Annotated in this window: 22 protein-coding genes and 1 pseudogene; 14 read left to right on the top strand and 9 right to left on the bottom strand. The window is 64.7% G+C overall.

Going from position 1 to position 24,284, the window contains the following annotated elements; translation table 11 throughout:
- Positions 1-17 precede the first annotated feature (17 nt).
- From FJ443_RS00290 to FJ443_RS00265, 6 genes and pseudogenes are all read left to right on the top strand, one after another.
- Complete coding sequence (locus tag FJ443_RS00290) at positions 18-755, top strand: nucleotidyltransferase family protein (protein WP_281405522.1); 738 nt, start codon at positions 18-20, stop codon at positions 753-755.
- Entirely contained in the window at positions 752-3,886 is a 3,135-nt protein-coding gene (gene addB / locus FJ443_RS00285) for a double-strand break repair protein AddB (RefSeq protein WP_140662321.1), read from the top strand. Before FJ443_RS00290 ends, addB begins: the two co-directional genes overlap by 4 nt.
- On the top strand, positions 3,883-7,404 hold the full coding sequence (gene addA / locus FJ443_RS00280; protein WP_140662319.1) for a double-strand break repair helicase AddA: 3,522 nt from the start codon (positions 3,883-3,885) through the stop codon (positions 7,402-7,404). The genes addB and addA overlap by 4 nt, the downstream gene beginning before the upstream one ends.
- Positions 7,405-7,478: 74 nt before the next feature.
- Entirely contained in the window at positions 7,479-7,802 is a 324-nt protein-coding gene (gene trxA / locus FJ443_RS00275; protein ID WP_140491167.1) for a thioredoxin, read from the top strand.
- 134 nt (positions 7,803-7,936) lie between these two features.
- Entirely contained in the window at positions 7,937-8,218 is a 282-nt protein-coding gene (locus tag FJ443_RS00270) for a cupin domain-containing protein (RefSeq protein WP_140524093.1), read from the top strand.
- Positions 8,219-8,282: 64 nt separating this feature from the next.
- A pseudogene (locus tag FJ443_RS00265) lies at positions 8,283-8,529 on the top strand (type II toxin-antitoxin system VapB family antitoxin).
- Positions 8,530-8,634: 105 nt separating this feature from the next.
- Here the strand turns inward: FJ443_RS00265 and FJ443_RS00260 are convergent.
- From FJ443_RS00260 to FJ443_RS00240, 5 genes are all read right to left on the bottom strand, one after another.
- Complete coding sequence (locus FJ443_RS00260) at positions 8,635-9,960, bottom strand: folylpolyglutamate synthase/dihydrofolate synthase family protein (RefSeq protein WP_140554556.1); 1,326 nt, start codon at positions 9,958-9,960, stop codon at positions 8,635-8,637.
- Between the two features lie 62 nt (positions 9,961-10,022).
- Positions 10,023-10,949, bottom strand: a complete 927-nt coding sequence (gene accD, locus FJ443_RS00255) for an acetyl-CoA carboxylase, carboxyltransferase subunit beta (protein WP_140491161.1) — start codon at positions 10,947-10,949, stop codon at positions 10,023-10,025.
- A 181-nt stretch (positions 10,950-11,130) separates the two neighbouring features.
- Positions 11,131-11,970 carry a tryptophan synthase subunit alpha gene (trpA, locus tag FJ443_RS00250; RefSeq protein WP_140554555.1) on the bottom strand — a complete coding sequence of 280 codons (840 nt, stop codon included), beginning with the start codon at positions 11,968-11,970 and terminating at the stop codon, positions 11,131-11,133.
- A gap of 2 nt (positions 11,971-11,972) precedes the next feature.
- A complete protein-coding gene (trpB, locus tag FJ443_RS00245; protein ID WP_140662317.1) occupies positions 11,973-13,223 on the bottom strand; it encodes a tryptophan synthase subunit beta in 1,251 nt (416 codons plus the stop codon).
- Positions 13,224-13,310: 87 nt separating this feature from the next.
- Positions 13,311-13,970, bottom strand: coding sequence for a phosphoribosylanthranilate isomerase (locus FJ443_RS00240; RefSeq protein ID WP_140491154.1), 660 nt, complete (start codon positions 13,968-13,970; stop codon positions 13,311-13,313).
- Between the two features lie 111 nt (positions 13,971-14,081).
- On the opposite strand from FJ443_RS00240, the gene FJ443_RS00235 reads away from it, so the two are divergent.
- Positions 14,082-14,300, top strand: a complete 219-nt coding sequence (locus FJ443_RS00235) for a hypothetical protein (protein WP_140662315.1) — start codon at positions 14,082-14,084, stop codon at positions 14,298-14,300.
- Between the two features lie 101 nt (positions 14,301-14,401).
- On the opposite strand, the gene FJ443_RS00230 is transcribed toward FJ443_RS00235, so the two are convergent.
- The 4 genes from FJ443_RS00230 to FJ443_RS00215 all read right to left on the bottom strand — a co-directional run bounded on the left by FJ443_RS00230 (position 14,402) and on the right by FJ443_RS00215 (position 17,776).
- A complete protein-coding gene (locus FJ443_RS00230; RefSeq protein WP_140561794.1) occupies positions 14,402-15,160 on the bottom strand; it encodes a M48 family metallopeptidase in 759 nt (252 codons plus the stop codon).
- A gap of 100 nt (positions 15,161-15,260) precedes the next feature.
- Positions 15,261-15,743: a DUF2852 domain-containing protein gene (locus tag FJ443_RS00225; RefSeq protein WP_140625497.1), complete on the bottom strand. Its 483-nt coding sequence runs from the start codon at positions 15,741-15,743 to the stop codon at positions 15,261-15,263.
- 117 nt (positions 15,744-15,860) lie between these two features.
- A complete protein-coding gene (locus tag FJ443_RS00220) occupies positions 15,861-17,003 on the bottom strand; it encodes a benzoate/H(+) symporter BenE family transporter (protein WP_140662312.1) in 1,143 nt (380 codons plus the stop codon).
- 2 nt (positions 17,004-17,005) lie between these two features.
- Positions 17,006-17,776, bottom strand: coding sequence for an alpha/beta hydrolase (locus tag FJ443_RS00215; RefSeq protein ID WP_140662310.1), 771 nt, complete (start codon positions 17,774-17,776; stop codon positions 17,006-17,008).
- A gap of 218 nt (positions 17,777-17,994) precedes the next feature.
- Between FJ443_RS00215 and infC the strand changes: the two genes are divergently transcribed.
- The 7 genes from infC (at position 17,995) to pheT (ending at position 24,265) form a co-directional block, all read left to right on the top strand.
- Complete coding sequence (gene infC / locus FJ443_RS00210) at positions 17,995-18,531, top strand: translation initiation factor IF-3 (protein ID WP_140491142.1); 537 nt, start codon at positions 17,995-17,997, stop codon at positions 18,529-18,531.
- A gap of 140 nt (positions 18,532-18,671) precedes the next feature.
- Positions 18,672-19,298, top strand: coding sequence for an isoprenylcysteine carboxylmethyltransferase family protein (locus FJ443_RS00205; protein ID WP_140524075.1), 627 nt, complete (start codon positions 18,672-18,674; stop codon positions 19,296-19,298).
- A 206-nt stretch (positions 19,299-19,504) separates the two neighbouring features.
- The gene (rpmI, locus tag FJ443_RS00200; protein WP_006201248.1) at positions 19,505-19,708 is read left to right on the top strand and encodes a 50S ribosomal protein L35; all 204 of its coding nucleotides are present in this window, start codon (positions 19,505-19,507) and stop codon (positions 19,706-19,708) included.
- Positions 19,709-19,799: 91 nt separating this feature from the next.
- Positions 19,800-20,201, top strand: coding sequence for a 50S ribosomal protein L20 (rplT, locus tag FJ443_RS00195; RefSeq protein ID WP_006201247.1), 402 nt, complete (start codon positions 19,800-19,802; stop codon positions 20,199-20,201).
- A gap of 142 nt (positions 20,202-20,343) precedes the next feature.
- Positions 20,344-21,441: a phenylalanine--tRNA ligase subunit alpha gene (gene pheS, locus FJ443_RS00190; RefSeq protein ID WP_140491135.1), complete on the top strand. Its 1,098-nt coding sequence runs from the start codon at positions 20,344-20,346 to the stop codon at positions 21,439-21,441.
- Positions 21,438-21,860: a GFA family protein gene (locus FJ443_RS00185; protein WP_140517763.1), complete on the top strand. Its 423-nt coding sequence runs from the start codon at positions 21,438-21,440 to the stop codon at positions 21,858-21,860. Before pheS ends, FJ443_RS00185 begins: the two co-directional genes overlap by 4 nt.
- On the top strand, positions 21,857-24,265 hold the full coding sequence (gene pheT, locus FJ443_RS00180) for a phenylalanine--tRNA ligase subunit beta (protein ID WP_140662308.1): 2,409 nt from the start codon (positions 21,857-21,859) through the stop codon (positions 24,263-24,265). Before FJ443_RS00185 ends, pheT begins: the two co-directional genes overlap by 4 nt.
- Positions 24,266-24,284: the final 19 nt, after the last annotated feature.

Below are 24,284 nucleotides of genomic sequence, written 5' to 3'. Positions count from 1 at the left end.
TACCGGACGCAGCAATCGTGCCCCAAACTGCCATCGTGCCCAAAACTGCGATAGTGCTTGCCGCAGGGCTCGGCAAGCGCATGCGGCCGATCACCGACACGATCCCCAAGCCGCTGGTCAGGATCGCCGGCAAGACGCTGCTCGACTGGGGCCTCGACAGTCTCGCCGCGGCCGGCATCGGCAAGGCTGTCGTCAACGTGCACTATCTTCCCGAACAGATCGTCGTCCATCTCGGCGCGCGCCATGCGCCGCGGATCGTCATTTCGGACGAGAGCGAGCGGTTGCTCGATTCCGCCGGCGGCATCGTCAAGGCGCTGCCGGAGCTCGGCCAACAGCCCTTCTACATCCTCAACGCCGACACCTTCTGGATCGACCAAGGAACGCTCAATCTCAACCGTCTCGCCCTTGCATGGGATGCCGCGAAAATGGATATTCTGCTGATGCTGGCGGATCTCCATCAGGCGACCGGACACTGCGGCAGCACCGACTTCCTGGTGGCGCCGGACGGCACCCTGCGGCGTTCCAAAGGCGATCCGGCGGGCCTGATCTATGCCGGGGCGGCGATCGTCCATCCGCGCATCTTCAAGGGTGCCCTGCCGGAACCTCATTCGCTTAACGCCTACTTCGACAAGGCGATCGCCGCCGGCCGGCTGTCCGGCATGCCGATGCATGGCCATTGGATCACCGTCGGCACGCCTGACGCTATTGCCAGCGCGGAAGCGGCGGTCGCCGACGCGCTAGCCGAGTTGCAATGAGCGGCCCGGGCCGCGTTTTCTCCATTCCGCCCGGTGCGCCGTTTCTGCCGACGCTTGCCGAGGCGCTGCTGGCCGGGCGTCTTGTTCCGGGCTTTCGCTTCGATGGCGACCCGCTCGCTTTGGCCGATGTCATCATCTATGTGCCGACGCGCCGCGCCGCGCGCGCCTTGCGTGGCGTCTTCGTCGACAGCCTGTCGGCGAGGGGCGGCGGCGGTTCGGCGATTCTGCCAGTCATCCGGCCGCTCGGCGAGTTCGATGAGGACGAGGCCGCGTTCGAGACGGAAGCGTCGGCCGCCATCGACCTCGCGCCGCCGATCGCGGCAACCGAACGCCTGTTGCTGCTGGCGCCGCTGGTGCGTGCCTGGAAACGCCGGCTGCCGGCGCATGTGGCGGCGCTTTTCGACGAGGAGATCGTCATTCCGGCCTCCGCCGCCGATGCGATCTGGCTGGCGCGCGATCTCGCCCGGCTTATGGATGAGATCGAGACGGAAGGCACGGACTGGACGCGGCTCGCCGATCTGGTGAGCGGCAATCTCGCGGGATGGTGGCAGGTCACGCTCGATTTCCTCGGCATCGTCACCGAAGCCTGGCCGAAATTCCTTGGGGAACGGAACCTCTCCAACCCGGCCGCGCATCGCAGCGCCCTGATCCGGCTGGAAGCGGCGCGGCTGCGGCGCAATCCGCCCGCCGGGCCGGTTATCGCCGCCGGTTCCACCGGCTCCATCCCCGCCACGGCAGAGCTGCTGGCCGCAATCGCCCGCTTGGCGGGAGGAGCCATCGTGCTGCCAGGCCTCGACCGGACGATGGATGAGCCGTCTTTCCAGGCCATCACGGCGCCGGGCGCACGTCCGGCCGTGCTCGGCCATCCGCAATACGGCCTCGCCAAGCTGATCGGCACCATCGGTGTGCTGCGCGGCGATGTCGAGGAGATCGGCGCGGCCGGACATGAACTCGCGCTTCGCGCCGCCCTCGTCGGCGAAGCGCTGCGGCCGGCCGAGACCACCGAATTGTGGGCCGAGACGCGCAGCGGCTTTTCCCCCTCCGACATCGAGCAGGCGTTCTCCGGCGTGAGCCTGCTGGAGGCAGCCAGCGAACGCGATGAAGCCGTGGGGATCGCCGTCGCGCTCAAGCGCGCAGTCGAGCAGCCCTGCCAAAGAGCGGCCCTCGTTACCGGTGACCGTGCGCTGGCGCGCCGCGTGTCGGTCGAGCTCGCTCGCTTCGGCGTCGTCGCCGACGATTCCGGTGGTGTGCCGCTTTCCAACACGCCCGCCGCCGGCCTGCTTGGCCTGGCGTTGCAGGCGGTGTTCCGTCCCGGTGACCCGGTCGGCCTGCTGTCGCTGCTCAAGCATCCCCTGCTTGCCCTTGGCCTGGACCGGACGAGCGTTCGCCATGCGGCGGAACTGATCGAACTGGTGGCGCTGCGCGGCGGCACCGGCCGCCCCGACATCGCGTCGCTGCCGGACCTGTTCGAAGCCCGCCTGGTTGACCTCGGCGCCGACAGCAGGCGGCCTTTCTGGTTTACCCGGCTGACCGTGCGCGCCATCGAAGGCGCGCGGAATTTGCTCGGACGTCTCAACGAAGCGCTGGCGCCGCTTGCCGCCTTTCGCCGTCAGGCCGACGCCGGTCTTGTGGCGCTGGTCGGGGCCAGCGTCGTGGTGCTGGAAAATCTCGGCCGTGCGGCCGATGGCGGGCTTGGCGCGCTCTATGCCGGCGATGCCGGCGAGAAGCTCGCCGACCTGTTGCGTGGACTGGTCGCGGCGCCCGTGCCGCTGTCGTTTGCCGCCGACGAATGGCCCGACGTCATGGACGCGCTGATCGCGCCCGAGACGGTCAAGCCGGCGCAAGGCACAGACAGGAACATCGCCATCTGGGGGGCGCTGGAAGCCCGCTTGCAGAATGTCGACACGCTGGTCATCGGCGGCATGAACGAAGGCGTGTGGCCGCGCAAACCCGAAAGCGATCGCTTCATGTCGCGGCTGATGAAGACCGGCATCGACCTGGAGCCGCCCGAACGGCGCATTGGGCTTGCCGCGCATGATTTCCAGATGGCCATGGGGGCGGCGAAGGTGGTGCTGTCGCGCTCCGCACGCGCCGGTGACGCGCCCGCCGTGCCCTCGCGCTGGCTGCAGCGCATTCTCACTTATATCGGCAAGGACCAGGCAGCCAGGCTTGCCGAACGCGGCGACGAGCTCATCGCCTGGGCGCGCGCGCTCGATACCGGCCCGCGGCGGGATTTCGCGCCGCGCCCGCAGCCGAAGCCGCCGGTCGCGCTGCGTCCAACCCATTTCTCGGTCACCGAGATCGAGACGCTGCGTCGCGATCCCTACGCCGTCTATGCCAGGCGCATCCTCGGCCTGCTGCCGCTCGACCCGGTCATCCGCGACCCGGGTGCGGCCGAGCGCGGCACGCTGTTCCACGCCATCCTGCATCTGTTCTCGGGCAGCGTGGCCGATCCGCGTGCTCCCGATGCGCTGGCCGGCCTGCTCGCCGCCGGCCGAACCTGCTTCGCCGAGGCAGCACTCCCCGCCGATGTCGAGGCGGTCTGGTGGCCGCGTTTCGAAAAGCTCGCCGCCAGCATCATCGAATGGGAACGCGGCCGCGCTGGGGCCGTGGCCCGGCGCCACGCCGAGGCGCGAGCGGCCAAGACCGTGGTCGGCCAATCCGGGATCACCCTGTCGGGCTATGCCGACCGGGTCGATCTTCTCCATGGCGGCATGGCCGACATATTGGACTACAAGACCGGCTCCTCGCCTTCCAAGGCCCAGGCGCACACGCTGCTGTCGCCGCAACTGGCGCTGGAGGGCGCGTTGCTCAGGCGCGGCGCTTTCCAGGAACTCGGCGCGCGCGAGCCCTCGCAATTGGCTTTCGTCAGGCTGAAGCCGAATGGCGAGGTTTTCGAGGAATCGATCCTCGAATACAACCGGCAGCCACGCACCGCCACGGACCTCGCCGAGGAGGCCTGGGCGCGGCTGGAGAAATTGCTCATCCACTATGCCGATCCGGCGGCCGGCTATCTGTCGCGGGCACTGCCGTTCCGCGAAGGCGAGACCGACGGCAACTACGACCATCTCGCCCGCGTGCTCGAATGGTCGGCGGGCGGCGATGCGGACGATGAGGGAGGGGAGGCATGAAGAAAGCCTATCCCATCCCCGGCGAAACCGCCGCCAGGCAGGCCAGCGCCTCGGATCCGAGGAATTCCGCCTGGGTGTCGGCCAATGCCGGGTCCGGCAAGACCCATGTGCTGGCCCAGCGCGTCATCCGGCTCCTGCTTCGCGGCACCGATCCGTCGAAGATACTGTGCCTGACCTATACGCGTGCCGCCGCCGCCAACATGTCGAACCGGGTGTTCTCGACCCTGTCGGAATGGACCGCGCTCGGCGATGCCGAACTGGCGGTGAGGGTCGAGGCGCTCGATGGCCGCCGGCCCGACCGCGAAACCATGCGCCGCGCCCGCCGCCTGTTTGCGGAGGCGCTGGAAACGCCCGGCGGGCTGAAGATCCAGACCATTCATGCCTTCTGCGAATCGGTGCTGCACCAGTTCCCGCTGGAAGCCAACATCCCCGCGCATTTCGAGATGCTCGACCCACAGATGGAGGCATCGTTGTTCGCCGCCGCGCGCCGTGAAATGATTTCGGGCAGCGCGGCGGATCGGCCGAACCTCGCCGAAGCTTTCGCCGCCGTGCTCGAGCGCGGTGGCGAGGCCGGGCTCGACGCCTTGCTGGGTGAGATCGTCCGCAAGCGCGACGAACTGGGCGCCTTCATCGGTGAAATCGATCGAGGCGGCCCGAACTTCCAGACGCTGTTCGACGAATTCCAATTCCGCCCCGGCCAGACCGCCGAAGGCATAGCGGCCGCCATCTGGCCGCTGCCCGGCTTCCTGCCGGATTATTTTGCCGGCTTCGCCCAGGCGGCGGAGGCCGCCGACGCCAGGACGGTGCTCAACAACATCTTGCCTCATGCGCGCCTGGCTTTCGCGGAAACCGACCCCGTGCGCCGCCTGCAGCTGCTTTCGCGGGCTTTCCTGAAGGCCGACGGCGACGTCTACGATCCAGCCAAGGCCTTCAAGAAGGCGCTGCTCGACCGGCTGCCGGACCTGGCGGAGCGCTATCTCTCGGCGACCACCGCAATCGTCGAGACGGTCGACCGGCTCGCCCTGTTCCGGATGCTGGAGGGCACGCGCGCCGCGCTGACGCTGGCCGACTGGCTGGTCGCCCGCTACGAGCAGTTGAAGCGTGGCCGCGGGTTCCTCGACTTCAACGACCTGATCACCCGCACCGTCAGTCTCCTGGCCAGGCCCGATGCCGGCCCGTGGGTGCAATACAAGCTCGACCAGGGCATCGACCACATCCTGCTCGACGAGGCGCAGGACACCAGCCCCGACCAATGGGAGGTGGTGAAGCGGCTGGCCGAGGAATTCTTTGCCGGCATCGGCGCCCGAGCCACCGCGCATCGGACGATCTTCGCTGTCGGCGACGAAAAACAGTCGATCTATTCCTTCCAGGGAGCGGCGCCGGATTCCTTCGCCGACAGCAGGCTCCTGTTTGCAAGCAAGGTGCGCGACGCCGATGCGCCCTTCGCCGATCTGAAGCTCACCTGGTCGTTCCGCTCGACCGACGATGTTCTGGCCGCCGTCGACCGTGTCTTCGCCGATCCGGTCGTGCGGCGCGGCATCAGCCATGACCCCGACCCGCTGAGCCACAAGGCGATACGCACCGATGCGCCGGGCTATGTCGAGGTCTGGCCATCCATCGGCGCCGATGTCGTCGACGAGCCGGACGACTGGACGCAGGCGGTCGACCATGCCCGCGCGCCGGCGGTTCGGGTTGCCGAAAACGTCGCCGCCACCATTGCCGGCTGGATCGGCAATGGCGAGGTCATCGAAGGCCGCGGCAAGAGGCTGCGCCCTGGCGACGTGCTGGTGCTGGTGCGCAAGCGCGATCGCTTCGTTCATGCACTGACGCGTGCCCTGAAACGTCGTGACATCCCGGTCGCCGGCGCGGACCGGTTGAGCCTGCCCGGCCACATCGCGGTCAAGGACCTGATCGCGCTCGGCCATTTCCTGATCCAGCCGCAGGACGATCTGTCGCTCGCCGCCGTGCTGCGGAGCCCGATCTTCGATCTGTCGGAAGAGATGCTTTTCACACTGGCCGCGCAAAGACCACCCGGCCTGTCGCTGGCCGGGTCCCTGCGCCAGCATGCCAGCCAAAGCGAAGCGCTCGCGGCGGTCGCCGCTCAACTCGACATCTGGGCCAACGAGGCCGTCTTCAAGCCGGTGTTCGAATTCTATGCCGGCCTGCTGGCACGCGGTGGCGTGCGCCGCAAGATGGTTGCGCGGCTCGGGCCGGAAGCCGGGGACATTCTCGACGAATTCCTGAGTTTCTGCCTTGCCGAGGAGCGGACCGGCTTGCCCGGGCTGGAAGCCTTCCTGTCGACGCTGGAGAGCGCCGGCCCAGAAATCAAGCGCGAGATGGACCAGACCCGCGACGAGGTTCGCGTCATGACCGTGCATGCAGCCAAGGGGCTCGAGGCGCCTGTCGTCTTCCTGGTCGATGGCGGTTCGGCTCCGTTCAGCGATCAGCACCTGCCGCGCCTGATGCCTTTCGAGGGTTCGGGGCTGAACTGGAGCGGCAAGGGCTTTCTCTGGCGTTCGACCAGCGACGTCGCCAACGGGATTTCGAAGGCTGCCGCGGCCAGGGCGCGCGATCTCGCCGATGACGAGTACCGGCGGCTGCTCTATGTCGGCATGACCCGGGCCGAGGACAGGCTGATCGTCTGCGGTTATCATGGCAAGCGCGCGCCGAACACCGGCACCTGGCATTCGCTCGTCAGCCGTGCCCTGGTCGGGGCGCCGGAGAGTGCCGAGTATCCGCATCCGGCCGGCGGCGGCGTCTCAGTGCATCGCTTCCAGGTGACCGGATTGCCGCCGTTTGCACCGGTCGCCGAGAGCGAAGCCAGGCAGACGCGGGACTTCGGGCCGCCGCCCGAAATCTTGTTCAAGCCGCTGCCGCCATACGAGGACCTGCCGCGCCCGCTGTCGCCATCCGGAGCCTCCGCCCTGATCGACGAGGGCAAGGAAAGCGTCATCGACACCGGCTCGCCAGTGCTGGATGGCGACGCCGAACCCGGCTTCGCCGTCATGCGAGGCCTGGCGCTGCACAAACTGCTGCAGATGCTGCCCGGCGTGGCGCAAAACGAACGCCAGGGCGCAGCCGAACGCTATCTCGCCCGCGCCGGCGCGCAATGGCCGGCCGGCGAGTGCGAAAAGGCGGTCGCCTCGGTGATGGCGATCCTTGCCGATCCGCGTTTCGCGCCGCTTTTCGGACCCTCTTCGCGCGCCGAAGTGGCGGTCATGGGCAGCCTCGACGTCAAGGGCACGAAACGCTCGATTTCCGGCAAGATCGACAGGGTGGCGGTGACGCCGGACCGCGTATCCATCATCGATTACAAGACCAATCGGCCGGCGCCCGCCTCGCTGGGCGAGGTTCCGCCCGCCTATCTGCTGCAGCTCGCGCTCTATCGCGCCTTGCTGCGGCCGCTCTATCCCGGCCGCGAAGTCACGGCGGCCTTGCTGTTCACGGAGGCGCCGCGGCTGATCGAACTACCGGCTCGGGCCATGGATGACGCTCTTGCCCGACTCACGCGAGCGTGACACAAGAACTGCTTGAAGAAGGGCGCGGCAACCACCACATTTGGTGCGACGAAAAATTTCGAAAGGATTTCCGCATGGCTACCGTCAAAGTCGACAAGAACAATTTCCAGACCGCTGTGCTCGACGCCAAGGAGCCGGTCGTGGTGGATTTCTGGGCGGAATGGTGCGGTCCCTGCAAGATGATCGCGCCGGCGCTGGAAGACATCGCCAATGAGCTCGGCAGCAAGGTGAAGATCGCCAAGCTCAACATCGACGAGAATCCCGAACTGGCAGCGGAATTCGGCGTGCGCTCGATCCCGACGCTGATGATCTTCAAGGGCGGCGAAAGAGCCGATGTGAAGGTTGGCGCCGCGCCCAAGACCGCGCTGTCGCACTGGATCAACGGTAATCTCGCCTGATCAATCCGAAATTCCTGACATCAAGCCCGGCCGATCGCGCCGGGCTTTTTGTTGGCGTCATTGGTCGCCCGCTCTGGCCCTGACGTCCGGGGCCTCCATGTCTTCTGCTGGAAGCAGATGCAGGGAGAGGAAAAATGACCGGATCCGCCAAGGCCACCGTCTTCATCGACAATGAGCGCGTCATCGTCACGGAATACCGCTTTCAGCCGGGCGACAACACCGGCTGGCACCGCCATGGCCACGACTATGTTGTCGTGCCGCTGATGGACGGCAAGGTAAAGCTTCTGACCAAGGACGGCGAATCCTTCGCCGAAATGAAGAAAGGCGCGCCCTATTTCCGCAGGGAAGGCGTCGAGCACGACGTCATCAGCGCCAATGAGGGCGAATATGCCTTCATTGAGATCGAGCTGAAATAGCGGCGTTCGCCTCGAATACCGCAGCGGAAACCGGTATATATGTCTTCCAACAACGGAGTTTGAGATGGCCGAACCTCAGCTCTCGGTCCGTAGCGCAAAAGCACGCGACCTGGCTCATAGACTTGCTCGTCGCGAAAATCGCTCGATAGCAGATGTCGTCGAGCGAGCGCTTGAATCCTACGAGATTCGTGAAGCAGGTCGCGAACCCGCGCCCACATTCTATGCCCACCTGGCGCAAGCAGTGGCACCGACATCGATCTGGAGAAATCGTCCGAGAAGGCCGTCAGGCTCATACAGGACCTGAAGTTTGATTTTCGCCGTACCAACGACCTGGCACCACCGGCCTGATATGATCTCGCGTTGGGACTTCTGAGCGGCGGCTTGGACCGGTTAGTTAGGCGCAGATACTGGAAGCGTCACGTCGGCGGCGTGCCGTTCTCCGCCAACACCGCGCCAGCCAGATAGAGCGAGCCGCCGATCAGGATTCGCGGCGGCGGGCCGTCCCAGGTGTCGCGCAGCAACATCAGCGCGCTGGCGACGGAACTCACCGGCTCGGCCGTAAGCCCGGCCTCCGTGGCGCGGGCCGCCAGTTCGTCGTTCGGCACGCTGGCGTCGCTCAGGCTCACCGGCACCGTATAGACGTGCCGGGCGAGGCCATTGAAGGCGCGGAAATAGCCGCTCTGGTCCTTGGTGTTGATCATGCCGGAGATGAGAAAAAGCGGCCTGGGGTTCTTCTCTTCCTGCTCGGCCAGCGCCTCGGCGACGACCACGCCGGCGCCCGGATTGTGGCCGCCGTCGAGCCAGATGTCGGCGCCCTTCGGCGCCAGTTCCGTCAGCCTGCCTTGCGACAGCTTCTGCATCCGCCCCGGCCAGGCGACAGTGGTCATCGCCTTCTCGGCGGCACGGTGGCTGATCTCGAAGCCGGCTGCCTTGACGGCGGCGATCGCGGCGGCCGCGTTGGCGAACTGGTGGCGCCCGGGCAGCCGCGGCGGCGGCAGATCCATCAAGCCATCATCGTCCTGATAGACCATGCGGCCGTTCTCCTCGAAGGCGAGGAAATCCTGTCCATAGACCAGGGTCGGGCAGCCGAGCCGCTCGGCGGTTTCGATCAGCACCTGCTGCGCCGCCTCGGTTTCCTGCGCCCCGATGACCACCGGGCAGCCGCGCTTGATGATGCCGGCCTTCTCGGCGGCGATCAGTTCGACGCGGTCGCCGAGATAGGCTTCGTGGTCCATCGACACCGGCATGATCACCGAGACAGCCGGCCTGGCGATGACATTGGTGGCGTCGAAGCGGCCGCCGAGACCGACCTCGACGATGGCGGCATCGGCCGGATGCTCCGAAAACAGGATGAAGGTGACGGCGGTGAGGATCTCGAAAACGGTGATCTTCTCGCCGCCATTGGCCTTGGCGACGCGGGCGATGGCCTCGGCGAAGATATCGTCCTCGACCAGCCTGCCGCCGCCATCGGCCGCCAGCCGGTAGCGCTCGTGCCAGCTGACCAGATGCGGCGAGGTGTGCACGTGCACGAGCCGGCCGGACGCTTCCAGAAGCGCCCGCGAGAAGGCGGCGCAAGAGCCCTTGCCGTTGGTGCCGGCGATATGGATCACCGGCGGCAGCAAGTCCTGAGGATTGCCCAGCCGCTCCAGCAGCCGTGAAATGCGGTCGAGCGAAAGATCGAAGCCTTTCGGGTGAAGCGCCATCAGCGCTTCGATTTCACGGTCGGCGGCAAGCGTGGTCATGTAAGAGTCCTAAGCGCGCGATGGATCGCGCGCAATCGCGGTTCGCGGCAAAGAGTGTCGCGTCAGGCCTGCGGCCGTGCTTCCGTCGCGACCACCGCCGGCGGCAGGATTTCCGGCTCCAGGGGCTTGTGCTCTTCCGGCATCTTGAGCAGCATCTTCAAGAGCCGCGCGATGGTCCGGCGCATCTCCAGTCGCGACACCACCATGTCGACCATGCCGTGCTCCATCAGATATTCGGAGCGCTGGAAGCCGTCCGGCAGTTTTTCCCGGATGGTCTGCTCGATGACGCGCGGTCCGGCGAAGCCGATCAGTGCGCCGGGCTCGGCTATATGCACGTCGCCCAGCATGGCGTAGGAGGCAGTGACGCCGCCGGTCGTCGGATTGGTCAGCACGACGATGTAGGGAAGGCCGGCTTCCTTCAGCCGGTCGACGCCAACCGTGGTGCGCGGCAATTGCATCAGCGACAGGATGCCTTCCTGCATGCGCGCGCCGCCGGAAGCGGCAAACAGGATCAGCGGCCGCTTGCGCTGCACGGCCACCTCGAAGGCATGAACGATGGCGTCGCCCGCGGCCATGCCGAGCGAACCGCCCATGAAGGCAAAATCCTGCACCGTCACCACCACCGGCAGGCCTTCTACGGTGCCCAGCGCGTTGACGATGGCATCTTCCAGGCCGGTCTTGGCCTTGGCGTCCTTCAACCGGTCGGTGTAGCGCTTCTCGTCGCGGAATTTCAGCGGGTCCAGCATGACCTTGGGATTTTCGAGCTGTTCGTATTTGCCGTCGTCGAGGAAGTATTTCAGCCGCTCCTTGGCCGAGATCTTCATGTGATGGCCCGAAGACGGGATGACGAACTGGTTGGATTCCAGATCCTTGTGGAACACCATCTCCCCGGTCTCGGGATCCTTGATCCACAGGTTCTCGGGCATGTCGGTGCGCCGGCCGAGCATCGAATTGATCTTCGGGCGAACGTAGTTGGTGATCCAGTTCATCGCTTCGGCTCCTGTCCTGACGAAGAGTTAGAGCAATTCCAGGAAAAGTGTGAACCGGTTTTCCGACCGGAATTGCGATAAAGCAAAAAGATAGAGCGGTTCGGCGTTTCCGTGAAACGGCAAACCGATCCAGCGCATGCCGCCCGGGATGGCGACGTGCACAAGACCTGAGGTAGGAAAACTATTCGGCGGCAGCAAGGCGGGCCGACCGCACGCCCTGCGCGAGGCCGCTGACCAGCGTGGCGACGGCCTCGGCCGGGTCGGCGGTCTTTTCGCCCTTCGGCCCCAGCACATTGGCGACCGCATTGACGATCGCGGTGCCGACGACGACGCCGTCGGCATTGGCGCCGATGACGCGCGCCTGTTCGGCGGTCTTGACGCCGAAGCCGACGCAGACCGGCAGATCGGTATGGCCCTTGATGCGCTTGACCGCCGCAGCCACCTTGCCGGTGTCGGCCAGCGCGGAACCGGTGATGCCGGTCATCGACACGTAATAGACGAAGCCGGACGTGTTCTGCAGCACCTTGGGCAGGCGCTTGTCGTCGGTGGTCGGCGTCGCCAGCCGGATGAAGTTGATGCCGGCTTTCAGCGCCGGGATGCACAGCTCCTCGTCCATCTCAGGCGGCAGGTCGACGACGATCAGCCCGTCGATGCCGCTGGCCAATGCGTCCTTGAGAAAGCGGTCGACGCCGTAGATGTAGATCGGGTTGTAGTAGCCCATCAGAACGATCGGCGTCTCATTGTCGCCGGTGCGGAAGTCAGCCGCCATCTTGAGCGTCTTGACCAGCGTCTGGCCGCCTCTCAGTGCTCTCAAGCCCGCGGCCTGGATCGCCGGGCCATCGGCCATCGGATCGGAGAACGGCATGCCGAGTTCGATGATGTCCGCGCCGGCCATTGGCAGCGCCTTCATGATCGACAGTGAGGTCTGATAGTCCGGGTCGCCGCCCATGAAATAGGTGACGAGCGCCGGGCGGCCTTCGTTCTTGAGCTTTGCCATGCGGCGATCGATGCGGGTCACCATGATCAGATCTCCATGCCCAGCATCGAAGCCACCGTATGCACGTCCTTGTCGCCGCGGCCGGACAGGTTGACGATGACGATCTGGTCCTTGTCCATGGCGGGCACGATCTTCACCGCATGGGCGATAGCGTGCGCCGATTCGAGCGCCGGGATGATGCCTTCGACGCGTGTGGTCAGCTTGAAGGCCTCCAGCGCCTCGTCGTCGAGGATCGGCACATATTCGACGCGGCCAGAATCGCGCAGCCAGGAATGCTCCGGGCCGACGCCGGGATAATCGAGGCCGGCCGAGATCGAATGGCCGTCCATGATCTGGCCGTCGGCATTTTGCAGGAGATAAGTGCGGTTGCCATGCAGCACGCCCGGCGCGCCGGCGTTCATCGAGGCGCAGTGCTCGATGCCGTCGAGGCCACGCCCCCCAGCCTCGACGCCGATGATACGGACATCCTTGTCGTCGAGGAACGGATGGAACAGGCCGATGGCATTGGAACCGCCGCCGACGGCGGCGATGATGGTGTCGGGCAGCTGGCCCTCCTGTTCGAGAATCTGCGCGCGCGCCTCCGAACCGATCACTGACTGGAAGTCGCGCACCAGCTCCGGATAAGGGTGCGGGCCGGCCGCGGTGCCGATCAGGTAATAAGTGTCCTCGACATTGGTCACCCAATCACGAAGGGCTTCGTTCATGGCGTCCTTCAGCGTGCCGTGGCCAGCGGTCACCGGCCGCACTTCGGCGCCGAGCAGTTTCATGCGGAACACGTTGGGGCTTTGGCGGGCAACGTCGGTGGCACCCATGTAGACGACGCAGGGAAAGCCGAAACGGGCAGCGACCGTGGCTGAGGCCACGCCATGCTGGCCGGCGCCGGTCTCGGCGATGATACGCGTCTTGCCCATGCGCTTGGCCAGCAGGATCTGGCCGAGGCAATTGTTGATCTTGTGCGAACCGGTATGGTTCAGGTCCTCGCGCTTGAAATAGACTTTTGCGCCGCCCCCGAGGCCCTTCGCCGAGGAAACTTCACGAAGATGCCTGGTCAGTCCTTCGGCGAAATAAAGCTTCGACGGCCGCCCCGCATAATGGGTCGAAAGATCGGTGAGCTCGGCCCTGAAATCCGGATCGTCCTTGACCTCGTTCCAGTGCCGTTCGAGGTCGAGGATCAGCGGCATCAGCGTTTCGGCCACGAAACGACCGCCGAAAATGCCAAACATGCCCTGTTCGTCGGGTCCGGTGCGGAAGGAATTGAGTGTCGCCGGCTTGTTCATCGCCGATCTCCTGGCATCTCGATTTTCTTAAGCATGTCCTGTCGAAAGCCGTTTTCCACTTTCGGGACATGCTCGGGTTTGAGCCGGTCAGGCGGCGCGGTCGTCTCGCGCTGCCTTGACGGCCCGGAAAAACTGCTCGATCAGCGCCGGATCCTTGATGCCCGGCGCGCTTTCCACGCCGGAGGAAATATCAATTCCGGGCGGGCTGGCAAGCCGAAGGGCATCGCCGATATTGGCGGCGTTGAGCCCACCGGAAAGCATGTAATCGAGCCCGGCGTCAAGGCCGGTCAGGATGCGCCAGTCGAACGCAACGCCATTGCCGCCCGGCAACTCGGAGCCCTTCGGCGGCTTGGCGTCGAACAGGAACCGGTCCGCGACCCCGACGAACGGTTTGATGCGCTCGAGATCGGCGGCTTCGCTGAGCGGCAGCGCCTTCATGACCGGCAGGTCATAGCGGGCTTTCAGTTCGGCCACCCGTTCGGGCGTTTCCGAGCCGTGCAGCTGCAGCATGTCCGGGCGCATGCTGTCGATGATGTCGTCCAGGAAGGTGTCGTTGGCGTCGACGGTAACGGCAACCGCCAAAGCCTTGCCGCGCGCCGCTTCGCGCAACCGCCCGGCTGCAGCCGGTTCGATGTAACGCGGGCTCTTGGCAAAGAAAATGAAGCCGACATGGCTGGCGCCGCCGGCCAGCGCCGCGGCCATTGCCTGGTCGGTCTTCAAGCCGCAGATTTTGACGTCGAGTGCCATGGCGCGGGAATTGACATGAAATCGAGGCAGAGTCGAGAAAAAGCATGTTGTTTGCCGGCAGGGCCAAAGGCGCTACCTATCATGGGAAAGCATGCAAGGCGGGAGAACATCATGACTGACAGAACCGTTGCCGAACTCAGGCAGAAGATCGCGCAGGCGCGCGAGGTGATCGCGCATTTGATGGACAAGGCCGCCTTCAACGGCGCCGAGGCGCATCGGGCGCTCGACTACTTCGACACCGACGCCTTCGACCGGAATTTTTTACCGTGGCCGCATCATGGCGAAGAAGGGCTGCGGCCTGAAGAACTCAACGCCGCGAATGACGATTGAGTTCGTGCGCCCAGTAAGAACGTAGACGCTGGCGGGACCGGAGGTGTGAAGCATCACCGCGGAAAAGCTTATTTTCTGGCGCCGTACGACGCTTCATTGCGCTACTCGAAAACGATCGCCTGCAGGGCGCCGCCATTGCGCTTCAGCCAGTCCTTGCAGCGGTCGGTGTCGGGACAGAGCTTTTCGCACAATTTCCAGAATTTCGGGCCGTGGTTCATCTCTTTCAGATGCGCTACTTCATGCGCGACGAGGTAGTTGATGACGGGTGGCGGCGCCATCATGATGCGCCAGGAAAAGGACAAATTGCCTTCGGAAGTGCACGAGCCCCAGCGGCTGGACGTGTCCTTGTAGCGGATCGCCTTGGCGCGCTTGCCAAGCGCCTCGGTGTGCCTGGCCACCAGCTTCTCGATCTCCTTCTTGGCCTCGCGCTTCAAAAAATCGGCGATGCGGCGCGGCAGGTGGATGCGCTCGCCATGCACGATCAGCAGCGGGCCGCGTTCGTCGCGCGACACGGTGACGGTGCCGCGCCTTGACGGCTCATGCACGATGCGGTGCGGCACGCCGCGTATGGGGATCTTGATGCCGGGCCGTACCTGCGGCCGCGTTGGCACCTTGGCCAGCCGCTGCTCCAGCCAGTCCTGATGACGATCGAGGAACCGCTCCACCTCGCCGCGGCGCAGGCCCGGCGGCACGGTGATACGCAGGCCCTGGCCGCCGGAATCGATGCGCAGCGTCAGACGCCGCGCCCTGGCGCTCTCGACGATCTTGAGCGGCAGCGTGCGGCCGGCAACGCAGTATTCTCGCTCCACGACAGGCGTGGGCTTGGGCTTCGTCAGATTGCGGAAGAATCCGAGGGTCATGGCCGGACGATACGCGATTCGAGAAAAACGAATAGAACAAAAAAGAAACGGCGCCGCTCGCGCGACGCCGTTTTTTCACGATCGGGCCTGTCGCTCGGCCTCAGTCGTCAAGCAGGTTCGAGCCTTTGCCACGCTTGGTGGAGGTCGTGCCTGTGCTCGGGTCGCTCTTTGCCGGAGCGGTCGACTTGTTGCGGTTCGCCATGAAGCGATCGAACTCGTCCTGGTCCTTGGCGCGACGCAATTCGCGGGCGTAGTCGTCGAACTCGGTCAACATATCGTCGAGCTTGCGGCGTTCCTCGGCCAGGCGTTCAAGCTCCTTTTCGCGCCAGTCGTCAAACGCGACGTTGCCGGTCCGGGCGGAGCCGTGGCCCCAGCGCGCGGCTTTGTCGGAACCGCGGCGGCAGCCGGCGAAGATGCCGTCGGTCGCGCGGTTGACGTCACGCTTGAAGCCCTCGAGCCGGTCGCCCCAGATGATGTAGGCGAGCATGGCGAAGCCGAGCGGCCAGAACACCATGAAGCCGATCACCATCAACGCGATGGTTGCCGGCGTCCAGGCCGGGCGGATCAATGCAGATGTGTTCATTTTCTCCCATTCCTTCGGTTGGAGACAGCCAGGACCGGCTGCGTGGAATCGAAATGGGAAGGCAAAAACGGCGATTCAAGACAATGTCGGCTAAAACCGGACAAGCTGCTGAAATGATTATCGCTTTTTGAGCATATCGAGGAAAAGCACGACCAGCCCGGCAATCAGTCCCCAGAATGCGGCGCCGACGCCGAACAAGGTCAGCCCGGAGGCGGTGACGACAAAAGTGACGGTGGCGGCCATGCGCTCGCTTTCGTCCTTGAGCGCGATCGCCAGCGCGTTGGCCAGCGAGGCCATCAGCGCAAGACCCGCAACCAGCACGATCAGGCTCTGCGGCAGGACGGCGAAGATCGCCACCAGGGAGGCGCCGAAAATCGCGAAGATCAGGTAGGCAAGGGCATAGAACGGCCCTGTCTTCCAGCGCTCGGTGGGGTCTGGATGAACGTCGGGCCCGGTGCAGATAGCCGCCGAAATTGCCGCCAGATTGGTGGTCGAGCCGCCGAACGGCGCCGAAAGCAGCGAAAACAGGCCGGTGATGCCGATCAGCGGACCGGGTTCCGGGTGGTAGCCGGCGGCGCGCAGCACGGCGAGGCCCGACAGGTTCTGCGAAGCCATGGTGACCAGGTAGAGCGGTACTGCCAGGCCGATTATCGCCTTGGCGGTGAACACAGGCGCGATCAGAGTGAGCGTCGACAGTTCAGGAGTGGGCAAACCGCCGACGCGGCCGGTGAGAAACGCGGCGAGACCGCCGCCGACCAGCACTGCCAGCACCGACAGCGCCGGATTGAACAGGCGGATGACGAAGAAGGCGGCGATCAACGGCAGGATCAGCCAGGGATCGGCGGGAACAGTTTTGACCGCATTAAGCGCGAAGGTGACGACAATGCCGGCCAGCATTCCTGAAGCGACCGAGGGCGGTATCCCCGAGATCAGTTTCGTCAGCGGCCGGAACAGCCCGGTGGCGACCAAAAGAATGCCGGTAACGATGAAGGCGGCGACGGCCTCGCCGATCGAAAAACCGCTCGACGCCGCCATCAGCGCCAGGCCCGGCGTCGACCAGGCGGTGATGACCGGCATTTTCGTTCGCCAGGACAGCCACAGGCTTTCGACCGCCATGGCCAGGCAGATCGTGGTCACCCAACTCGCGGTCTGAATTTGCGTGGCCTCGACCGCGTGGGCGGCGGCAATGACGATGGCCAGCGTGCCGCCGAAGCCGACGATGGCCGCGACGAAGGCTGAGATCGGGATGGAAAGGCGCATCGTCACTTGCCCCGCGCAGCCATGTCGCCGACCGCCCGCACCAGCATGTCGAGATCCTGCGGCCGCGACAGCCGGTGGTCGCCGTCCGGGATCAGCGACAGCGTGACATCGTCGGCCGGCAGCAGGCTGACCAGCTTCAGCGCATGGCTCGACGGCACGTCCCGATCGGCCAGGCCCTGCAAGACGTGTACGGGGCAGTGCGTGTCGAGCGGGCCTGTCATGACCAGGTTGTCGCGCCCATCCTCGATCAGCGCGCGCGTGTAGATGTAGGGCTCGGTGGAATAGTCCGACGGCTCCTCGAAGAAGCCTTTTTTGGCAAGGTCGCGCTTCTGCGCTTTGGTCAGCACCGGTTCGACCAGTTCTGCGGTAAAATCCGGCGCCGGCGCCAGAAGCACCAGACCGACGACGCTTGCGTCGCCTGCCTTGCGCAATTCCTGCACCATGCGCAGGGCGATCCAGGCGCCCATCGACGAGCCGACCAGGATCTGGCTGCCGCTGGTGAAATGCCGGAACACGGCCAGGCTTTGCGAAAGCCATTTTGAGATCGTGCCGTCGGCAAAGGCGCCGCCGGATTCGCCGTGGCCGGAATAATCGTGGCGCAGGAAGGCACGTCCTTCTTTTGCCGCCCAGTCCGAAAGCGTTTCGGCCTTGGTGCCCAGCATGTCGGATTTGTAGCCGCCGAGCCAGACGATGCCAGGCGTCGCGCCCGCAATATGGCGCACCGCGATGCTCAATCCGTCGACATCCAGAAAGGTTGGCGGTGTGGCAGTCATGGCTTTTTTCCTCGCGCCGTCTTTCAGCGCAGGTCTTGTGACACAGCCGGTGGTGTGGCGAAAAGTGCTCGTGATCTTTCTTTGTTTGGTGCAGGCAGCGATCAGGTGATTTTCTGTCAATGCTGTGCTATTGACTCCGCCCGCGCGCTCACCACATTGGCGCGTCCACATATCAACACCTGCAAATCCAGAACGAAACGGCCAAGGAGACCACGACCATTCGCAGACCTTTCAAAGCAGCGGCGCCGACCAAGGATGGGCCGCGCTCCAATCGTGACATCCGGGTTCCCCGGGTCCAGCTTATCGACGCCGAAGGCCAGAACCGTGGCGATGTTTCCATCAACGACGCATTGCTGCTCGCCGAAGAGGCAGGGCTCGATCTCGTCGAGATATCGCCCAACGCGCAGCCGCCCGTCGTAAAAATCCTCGATCTCGGCAAGTTGAAATACGCCAACCAGAAGAAGGCGGCCGAGGCGCGCAAGAACCAGAAGGTCATCGAGATCAAGGAGATCAAGATGCGCCCGAACATCGACAGCCACGACTACGAGACCAAGATGAAGGCGGTGCGCCGCTTCTTCGAGGAAGGCGACAAGGTCAAGCTGACATTGCGCTTCCGTGGCCGCGAGATGGCGCATATGGAGCTTGGCATGCAGCTTCTGAACAAGGTGCGTGAGGAAGTGGCTACCATCGCCAAGGTCGAGGCGGAGCCGAAGCTCGAAGGCCGCCAGATGATGATGGTGCTGGCGCCGCGCTAGATCACGATAAGGTTAGCGCGACCGACGCGCTCCAATTCCGCCTGAATTGTGCTACAGGGCGTCCCGGCGATCGGCGGGACGCCCATTTCTCGGCCATAGCTGCGGTCGCCGGCTAAGTTCTCGACGATCGGATTCCTCCCTTGGACAAAAAACTCAAATACGGGCTGGGTAGCTACCAGCGCACGCGCAGGCTGGTGCTTGCCGTGCTCGTGGTGGTGCTGTTCGCAGCCCTGCTGTTCGGGCAATCGAGCTTTCCGCCTGATACGGCGATGCATGAAACGATCGAGATGTTCGGCGTGCTGCTGATTTTCCTGGGTATCTGCGGCCGCCTTTGGTCGACGCTCTACATAGGTGGGCGCAAATCTTCCGAAGTTGTGACGGGCGGGCCTTATTCGATCACCCGCAACCCGCTCTATGTGTTCTCGACTGTGGCCGCGGCCGGCGTCGGCGCGCAGATCGGCTCGTTCTCCGGCATCATTCTGTTCGCTGTCCTGTGTGCGGGCGCCTTCCATATCGTCATCCTGCGCGAGGAGAAATTCCTCAAGGAAGCGCTCGGCGAGCCCTATCAGGCCTATCTGGCAAGAGTGCCGCGCTTCTTTCCGAAGCTTTCCCTCTACCAGGAAGGCGACACCGGCAGCTTCAAGCCGCGCCTGCTGTTGACCACGCTTCTCGACGGCCTGGTGTTCCTCATCGCGCTGCCGGCCTTCGAACTGATCGACGGCGCCCAGCAGTCGGGTATGTTGCCGGTGTTGTTTACGCTCCCCTGATGAAGGACCGGGCGCCGCATCCGGGCGTTCGGGGAAACGCGCGGCGCGGTGGGTGTTGCACAGTCGCCTGCTTTGACGTATAGGACCGCCGTTCCAAGAAAACCGCCCGGCAGGGCATGCCGTGGCGGTTTCATTTGCTTTTCGGGCTTTGGTCGGCCCGAAGCGAACAAGAAGCGCGATGGTGCGCCACAATACGGAGTAGCAAAATGCCCAAGATGAAGACCAAATCGGCCGCCAAGAAGCGGTTCAAGATCACCGGTACGGGTAAAGTCCTGTCGGCTGCGGCCGGCAAGCGTCACGGCATGATCAAGCGTTCCAACAAGTTCATTCGAAATGCCCGCGGCACGATGGTTCTGGCTGAACCGGATGGCAAGAAGGTCATCAAGAATTTTCTGCCGAACGGCCTCTGAGCATTCGGCCGGACACGAATTTGTTTTACGCAATTCCGAACGGAAGACCGCAAGGCACTTTTCCTGGAATTGCTTTTAAGGAGATCATGACATGGCACGCGTAAAAAGAGGCGTCACCTCGCACGCCAAGCACAAGAAGGTCCTGAAAGCCGCGAAAGGCTTCTACGGCCGCCGCAAGAACACCATCCGCATCGCCAAGCAGGCGGTGGAAAAGTCGCTGCAATACGCCTATCGCGACCGCAAGAACCGCAAGCGCTCGTTCCGCGCGCTGTGGATCCAGCGCATCAACGCCGCGACGCACGAGCACGGCCTGACCTATGGCCGTTTCATCGACGGCCTCAACAAGGCTGGCATCGAGATCGATCGCAAGATCCTGTCGGATATGGCCATCCACGAGCCGCAGGCTTTCGCCGCGCTCGTGGCCAAGGCCAAGGTTGCTCTTGAGTACCTCAAGAACACCACCCCGAATGCTTTTGAAAGCGCTGTCGCCTAAGACCAGCGCTTCCCAAGCATTCGAAATTCTGATTTGGGGAACCCGCGCTGGCACGGCTGGCGCGGGTTTTTCTTATGCCTGATGTAACCAAATTGGTGACACGCCCGGTGATGGTGGGTTGCCCGATCGAGAGAGTTTCGCCGTGAACGCCACCGCTGGAAATCTTGAAAGCCTGGAAGCTTCGCTGCTCGCCGACATAGCGTCGGCTGCTGACGAGGCCGCGATAGAAGCCGTGCGCGTGGCAGCCCTTGGCAAGAAGGGGTCGATCTCGGAAATGCTGAAGACGCTCGGCTCGATGAGCGCTGAGGAGCGCCAGGTCAAAGGCCCCGCCATCAACGGCCTCAAGAACCGCGTCACCGATGCGCTCACCGCGCGCAAGGCGGAACTCAGGGATGTTGCCATCACTGCCCGCCTCGCCGCGGAGAAGGTCGACGTGACGCTGCCGGTGCGGCAGTCGCCGGCCGAGCGCGGCCGCATTCATCCGATCAGCCAGGTCATCGACGAGATCGCGGCGATCTTCGGCGATCTCGGCTTCGCCATCGCCGAAGGGCCCGACATCGAGACCGACTATTACAATTTCACCGCGCTGAATTTCCCGGAAGGCCATCCGGCGCGCGAGATGCATGACACCTTCTTCTTCCAGCCGGACGAGAAGGGCGAGCGCAAGCTTCTGCGCACCCACACCTCGCCGGTGCAGATCCGCACCATGGAGAAGCAGAAGCCGCCGATCCGCATCGTCATTCCGGGCAAGACCTACCGGCAGGATTCCGACGCCACCCACTCGCCGATGTTCCATCAGGTCGAAGGGCTGGTGATCGACAAATCGGCCAACGTCGCCAACATGAAGTGGGTGCTGGAAGAGTTCTGCAAGGCCTTTTTCGAGGTGCCGTCGGTCAAGATGCGCTTCCGGCCGTCCTTCTTCCCGTTCACCGAGCCAAGCCTCGAGGTCGATATCCAGTGCGACCGCTCGCGGCCAGGCGAGGTGCGCTTCGGCGAAGGCTCGGACTGGATGGAGATCCTTGGCTGCGGCATGGTGCACCCCAACGTTCTGCGCGCTGGCGGGCTCGATCCCGATGAATATCAGGGCTTTGCCTGGGGCATGGGCATCGACCGCATCGCCATGCTGAAATACGGCATGCCGGACCTGCGCGCCTTCTTCGACGCCGATGTGCGCTGGCTGTCGCATTACGGCTTCCGGCCGCTCGACATGCCGACGCTGTTCGGAGGCCTGAGCGCATGACAGCGCCCCACGCCGGCGGCTGCCGCTGCGGCGCCGTGCGGTTCGAGGCGTCAGTCGAACCGCACCACGTCAGTTATTGTCATTGCGGCGATTGCCGGCGGGCGACCGGCGCGCCGGTGTCGGCCTTTGTCGGCTTCCCTGCCGGCCAGGTCGCGTTCACCGGCAAGGCGCTGAAGATGTTCGAGAACGGGCCGGTGACGCGCTCGTTCTGCGGCGTCTGCGGCTCACCCATCGCCTATGTCGACGAGCGGCTGGAGGACGACATCTATTTCATGCTCGGCGCCATGGACATTCCGGCCGATTTCAAGCCGACGCTGCATGCCTATCTCAGCGAGCAGCTTCCCTTCCTGCACATGTCCGACGACCTGCCGAGACATCTGAAAACAAGCGTCAAAAGACCAGACGGAACAGCATCATGAAATTCACCCTCTCCTGGCTCAAGGATCATCTCGAGACCGACGCCTCGCTCGACGAGATCGTCGAGCGGCTGACCTCGATCGGCCTCGAGGTCGAGCATGTCGACGACAAGGCGAGCCTGAAACCCTTCGTCATCGCCAGGGTGCTGACGGCGGTGCAGCATCCCGACGCCGACCGGCTGCGGGTGCTGACCGTCGACACCGGCGACGGCAAGCCGCCGGTGCAGGTCGTCTGTGGCGCACCCAATGCGCGGGCGGGCATGATCGGCGCCTTCGCCGCGCCCGGCACTTATGTGCCCGGCATCGATGTGACGCTGACGGTTGGCAAGATCAGGGGCGTCGAAAGCCACGGCATGATGTGTTCCGAGCGCGAGCTGGAACTTTCCGACGAGCACAACGGCATCATCGACCTGCCCGAAGATGCGCCGGTCGGCACCAGCTTCGCCGCTTACGCGCATCTCGACGATCCGGTCATCGAGATCAATCTGACGCCAAACCGGCCTGATGCCACCAGCGTTTACGGCATCGCCCGGGATCTCGCGGCGAGCGGTCTCGGCCGCCTCGTCGGCGGCGCGATCATGCCGCATGTCGGCAATGGAATGTGCCCCGTCAAGGTGACGATCGAAGCGCCGGAACTCTGCCCCGGCTTCGCGCTCAATCTGGTCAGCGGCGTCAAGAACGGCCCGTCCCCGAAATGGCTCCAGCAGCGGCTGATCGCCATTGGGCTGAGGCCCATCAGCGCGCTGGTCGATATCACCAACTACGTCACCTTCGATCGTGGCAGGCCGCTGCATGTCTTCGATGCCGGCAAGGTCGCCGGCAATCTTGTCGTGCGTCGCGCCAGGGATGGCGAAAAGGTACTGGCGCTCGACGGCCGCGAATACACGTTGACGCCGGAGATGTGCGTCATCGCCGATGACAATGGCGTGGAATCGATCGCCGGCATCATGGGCGGCGAGCGTTCCGGCTGCGACGAGAACACGACCGACGTGCTGATCGAATCCGCACTCTGGGACCCGATCACCACGGCCCGCACCGGGCGCGCGCTCGGCATCATCACCGATGCCCGCTATCGTTTCGAGCGCGGGGTCGACCCCGAATTCATGGTGCCGGGCGTTGAGCTTGCGACCCGGCTGGTGCTTGATTTCTGCGGCGGCACGCCGACGGAAATCGAGGTGGCCGGCTATGCCGGCCATCAGCCCAAGATCGTCTCCTTCCCGCTGTCGGAAGTGAAGCGGCTGACCGGCATAGAAGTGCCGAAGGCGGAAAGCCTCGATATTCTCACGCGCCTCGGCTTCAAGCCTGAGGGTTCGGGCGATGTCGTCGAAATCGCCGTGCCGTCCTGGCGTCCCGATGTCGACGGCAAGGCCGACCTGGTCGAGGAGGTGATGCGCATCCACGGCGTCGACAACATCGCTTCGCAGCCGCTCGGCGCGCATGACGCGGTCAACGGCAAGATCCTGACGACGCTGCAGATCCGCACCCGCGCGGCCAAGCGGGCGCTGGCCGTGCGCGGCATGATGGAGGCAGTCACCTGGTCGTTCATCCCCGCCAGGCACGCCGAACTGTTCGGCGGCGGGCAGGCTTCGCTCAAGCTCGCCAACCCGATCGCCGCCGACATGTCCGACATGCGGCCCTCACTGCTGCCCGGCCTGATCGCAGCCGCCCAGCGCAATGCCGACAAGGGCATTGGCGACGTGGCGTTGTTCGAGGTCTCCGGCACCTATGAGGGCGACGGCGCCGACCAGCAACGGCGCGTTGCCGCCGGCGTGCGGCGCGGCACCGCCAAGCTCGACGGTTCCGGCCGCAACTGGGCTGGCAATTCCGGTCCGGTCGGCGTGTTCGACGCCAAGGCTGATGCCATCGCCGCACTCGAAGCCTGCGGCGCGCCGGTCGAGCGGCTGCAGATCGAGGCCGGCGGCCCGTCCTGGTACCATCCTGGTCGTTCCGGAACGATCAAGCTCGGACCGAAGACGGTGCTCGGCACGTTCGGTGAATTTCATCCAAAAACGCTGGAAGGGCTCGACGTCTCCGGCCCGCTCTGCGGCTTCGAAGTGTATGTCGATGCCGTGCCCGAGCCCAAGGCAAAGCCGACGAAAACCAAGCCCAGGCTGGATCTCTCCGCCTTCCAGGCGGTGAAGCGCGACTTCGCCTTCGTCGTCGACAAGGCGGTCGAGGCCGGCACGCTGGTACGCGCGGCGCTCGCCGCGGACAAGAAGCTGGTCACCGGCGTCTCGGTCTTTGATGTTTTCGAAGGTGCGGCGCTCGGCGAGGGCAGGAAGTCCATCGCCATCGAAGTGTCGATCCAGCCGGTCGAGAAGACGCTGACCGACGAGGATTTCGAGGCGTTGGCCAGGCGCGTCGTCGAGAATGTCGGCAAGCAGACTGGAGGCGTGCTCAGGGCATAGCCTCTTTCCGGGATTGCGG

Source organism: Mesorhizobium sp. B2-6-1, assembly GCF_006440475.1.
In the GTDB taxonomy this organism is placed as follows: domain Bacteria; phylum Pseudomonadota; class Alphaproteobacteria; order Rhizobiales; family Rhizobiaceae; genus Mesorhizobium.
Note: the sequence above shows the minus strand (reverse complement) of the source record. Positions and strands in the feature narration are given on the sequence as shown.

What these genes read in the sequence shown, in the direction of transcription:
- addB (WP_140662321.1), top strand. Translation starts at nt 752, where the DNA reads ATGAGCGGCCCGGGCCGCGTTTTCTCCATTCCGCCCGGTGCGCCGTTT.
- addA (WP_140662319.1), top strand. Translation starts at nt 3,883, where the DNA reads ATGAAGAAAGCCTATCCCATCCCCGGCGAAACCGCCGCCAGGCAGGCC.
- trxA (WP_140491167.1), top strand. Translation starts at nt 7,479, where the DNA reads ATGGCTACCGTCAAAGTCGACAAGAACAATTTCCAGACCGCTGTGCTC.
- FJ443_RS00270 (WP_140524093.1), top strand. Translation starts at nt 7,937, where the DNA reads ATGACCGGATCCGCCAAGGCCACCGTCTTCATCGACAATGAGCGCGTC.
- FJ443_RS00260 (WP_140554556.1), bottom strand. Translation starts at nt 9,960, where the DNA reads ATGACCACGCTTGCCGCCGACCGTGAAATCGAAGCGCTGATGGCGCTT.
- accD (WP_140491161.1), bottom strand. Translation starts at nt 10,949, where the DNA reads ATGAACTGGATCACCAACTACGTTCGCCCGAAGATCAATTCGATGCTC.
- trpA (WP_140554555.1), bottom strand. Translation starts at nt 11,970, where the DNA reads ATGGTGACCCGCATCGATCGCCGCATGGCAAAGCTCAAGAACGAAGGC.
- trpB (WP_140662317.1), bottom strand. Translation starts at nt 13,223, where the DNA reads ATGAACAAGCCGGCGACACTCAATTCCTTCCGCACCGGACCCGACGAA.
- FJ443_RS00240 (WP_140491154.1), bottom strand. Translation starts at nt 13,970, where the DNA reads ATGGCACTCGACGTCAAAATCTGCGGCTTGAAGACCGACCAGGCAATG.
- FJ443_RS00235 (WP_140662315.1), top strand. Translation starts at nt 14,082, where the DNA reads ATGACTGACAGAACCGTTGCCGAACTCAGGCAGAAGATCGCGCAGGCG.
- FJ443_RS00230 (WP_140561794.1), bottom strand. Translation starts at nt 15,160, where the DNA reads ATGACCCTCGGATTCTTCCGCAATCTGACGAAGCCCAAGCCCACGCCT.
- FJ443_RS00225 (WP_140625497.1), bottom strand. Translation starts at nt 15,743, where the DNA reads ATGAACACATCTGCATTGATCCGCCCGGCCTGGACGCCGGCAACCATC.
- FJ443_RS00220 (WP_140662312.1), bottom strand. Translation starts at nt 17,003, where the DNA reads ATGCGCCTTTCCATCCCGATCTCAGCCTTCGTCGCGGCCATCGTCGGC.
- FJ443_RS00215 (WP_140662310.1), bottom strand. Translation starts at nt 17,776, where the DNA reads ATGACTGCCACACCGCCAACCTTTCTGGATGTCGACGGATTGAGCATC.
- rpmI (WP_006201248.1), top strand. Translation starts at nt 19,505, where the DNA reads ATGCCCAAGATGAAGACCAAATCGGCCGCCAAGAAGCGGTTCAAGATC.
- rplT (WP_006201247.1), top strand. Translation starts at nt 19,800, where the DNA reads ATGGCACGCGTAAAAAGAGGCGTCACCTCGCACGCCAAGCACAAGAAG.
- FJ443_RS00185 (WP_140517763.1), top strand. Translation starts at nt 21,438, where the DNA reads ATGACAGCGCCCCACGCCGGCGGCTGCCGCTGCGGCGCCGTGCGGTTC.
- pheT (WP_140662308.1), top strand. Translation starts at nt 21,857, where the DNA reads ATGAAATTCACCCTCTCCTGGCTCAAGGATCATCTCGAGACCGACGCC.